The organism is Xenorhabdus budapestensis, from assembly GCF_002632465.1.
GTDB lineage: Bacteria > Pseudomonadota > Gammaproteobacteria > Enterobacterales > Enterobacteriaceae > Xenorhabdus > Xenorhabdus budapestensis.
In genome coordinates, this window is record NZ_NIBS01000148.1 from 1 (window position 1) to 454 (window position 454).

Annotated in this window: 1 protein-coding gene; it reads left to right on the forward strand. The window is 61.0% G+C overall.

The window, feature by feature from the left end:
- Positions 1–454 (forward strand): tyrosine-type recombinase/integrase (locus Xbud_RS19365; RefSeq protein WP_145956697.1); only part of this gene is annotated, 454 nt, incomplete at both ends.

Consider the following 454-nt stretch of genomic DNA (forward strand, 5'->3'; position numbering starts at 1 on the left):
GGTGCTGGACAGCCTTGACGACCCCAGTGTGCTGGGGCTGCGCAACCGGGTGATGCTGGAAGTGCTCTGGAGCAGTGGCATCCGGCGTATGGAGCTGCGTCAGCTCCGGCGGGGCGATATTGACTTCGAACGCGGGGCGGTGGTCATCAATCAGGGCAAAGGCAATAAAGACCGGGTGGTGCCCATCGGTGAACGAGCGTTAAGCTGGCTGAAACGTTATCTGGTGCAGGTCCGGCCACAGTTAGCCCAAAGTCATGACAGCGGTTATCTGTTTATCTCACAAAAAGGCAGGCCGCTCAGTCCGGGGCACCTGACGCAAATCGCAGGCAAGGCCATCCGCCATCAGGCGCAGCTTGACAAGCCGGGCGCCTGCCACCTGTTCCGGCACTCGATGGCCACACAGATGCTGGATAACGGGGCGGATATCCGCCATATCCAGGCGATGCTGGGGCAC